At 37.4% G+C, this 1,645-nt stretch carries 2 protein-coding genes and 1 pseudogene; all 3 read right to left on the bottom strand.

The annotated features are described in order from the left end of the window. Window positions 1-704: 704 nt before the first annotated feature. Window positions 705-1,160 (bottom strand): YrhA family protein, encoded by a 456-nt coding sequence (locus tag CHH67_RS25670; RefSeq protein WP_095268201.1) that lies wholly within the window; start codon window positions 1,158-1,160, stop codon window positions 705-707. Between the two features lie 20 nt (window positions 1,161-1,180). Further along, window positions 1,181-1,411, bottom strand: coding sequence for an HNH endonuclease (locus tag CHH67_RS26975; RefSeq protein ID WP_230875883.1), 231 nt, complete (start codon window positions 1,409-1,411; stop codon window positions 1,181-1,183). A 35-nt stretch (window positions 1,412-1,446) separates the two neighbouring features. Beyond that, window positions 1,447-1,645: pseudogene (locus tag CHH67_RS26980) on the bottom strand (hypothetical protein); the annotation flags it as partial.

A 1,645-nucleotide genomic window follows, 5' to 3' on the forward strand; every position in this document is an offset into this window, starting at 1 on the left:
TGAAACTCAGAGGATGTCTAGCACAGAATAGACAGCAGGAATCGGATAGACGAATCAGTAATCAATGAGTCATGAATAGATATGTAGATGATTACAATTGTAATGCCTCCAATTTCCCCTCGTCCCATTTTAATATCCCAATTAAACGGCTAAAAGAACCCCCGCACAATGGCGGGGGAAAGGTTAACTAAACAACGACAAATATTTACGATAATAACCGATATGACGCCAATCATACTGATTTAGGAATCCAACAACTTTTGCTAGGACTTGATTTCGATGAACGACGTCATTGTTTTAGACTTAATAAGGTAATGTGTAAGGCTTAACTTGACTTGCTCCCGTGACATCAGACCTTTGACATGTTTGACGAAGATGTCGACAACCTCATCTAGATCATCGGAACAATGTAGTCGCACGTTCTCCCGTCGCCGCAGGGCTAGGGCTGTATCTAACGGTATTCGTTTCATCGATTTCCCCTCCCCCTGTGGCGCCGGGGTCATTATTCTCATTACTTTCCGTTTTCCTCTACTAGAGATACTTACACTTCTTTAATAAATTGCTATATATTTCCTCGCTTTTCATGTGATACTCCGATTCGGTTTAATCTTCTCAGGATATGAATCATTGAAAATGCTTGACTTCGTTAACTTAATGGACCGTGCATAATACGTAGTTACATCAACATGTCTCAGCTTATTCACTTAATCAAGCGCTACAGAGAAAGCAGACTCCAGCATAGTATTAAAGTCACTAAAAGTTTCCATAAGCTCACCTGAAGGTTTATCGAGTTCAACAAAACTATTTTTAGTAGCATTATAACAGTACCAAGCAATATCTGAGTCTCCGAAGAAAATTAACTCATCTTCGTCTTTAATTGACTCCCATGTTTCATTGGCATCAAAAAAACTATCCACCTGATTTATTGGCTTAGAGTCTAAATAAACTAGGTCGACTCCATAAACTCTAAGTCCATTAAATTCAATCCCGTTAACTGTTTGCAAAAATTCATAGTATTGCTGTGGCAGCACATCTTTACCAAATTTCTCTACTACAGATTTACGAAATCTTGATAACTCATTTTCATTAACAGGTAAATTTAGTTTTCGATCCCTTTTTCCCCTTATCTTAGAAATGATATCAATTTGCTCTCTCCACATATTATCACCTTCTTAATTATTTATTCCTTTTTAGGAGGATAAATGTCTCCTTCTGGAATAGGAAATTCTACTGATTTACTATCTCCAGGTTTCATACCCTTCGTTAATGAATTCTGTTCATTTGTAATAACCTTGTGATAGGGGTGGTTTTTTATTAGAACTAAGTTTTCCACATCATTAGTACCGCCCTGATCCAGAGGGGTTTTATGATGGACTTGCCAACCGTCAGGCACAAGACCAAATTCTTTCATATCTTCAATGTCACTATCTGAAATTCCAGCTTTTTTTAATGCCTTTGTTTTTTAGGATCATTAGCCATAGATTGCATCAAATCTTTTCTGACCTTTTTAAAATCCTTTCGTAATTGAGCTGTGTCCTCCGGGCTTCTCTTATTAAACGTAACCTGTTTTGTTTTTACGTTCGGAAGTGTAACTTCCTCACCCTTTAATTTTCCGACAAAATCAGTTCGACTATCCGTCTTGATG

The sequence above is a fragment of the Paenibacillus campinasensis genome, from assembly GCF_002272015.1.
Classification (GTDB): Bacteria; Bacillota; Bacilli; order Paenibacillales; family Paenibacillaceae; genus Paenibacillus_AQ; species Paenibacillus_AQ campinasensis.

Bases quoted from the DNA above. Each gene is read 5' to 3' on its own strand.
- CHH67_RS25670 (WP_095268201.1), bottom strand. From the start codon at position 1,160: ATGTGGAGAGAGCAAATTGATATCATTTCTAAGATAAGGGGAAAAAGG.
- CHH67_RS26975 (WP_230875883.1), bottom strand. From the start codon at position 1,411: ATGAAAGAATTTGGTCTTGTGCCTGACGGTTGGCAAGTCCATCATAAA.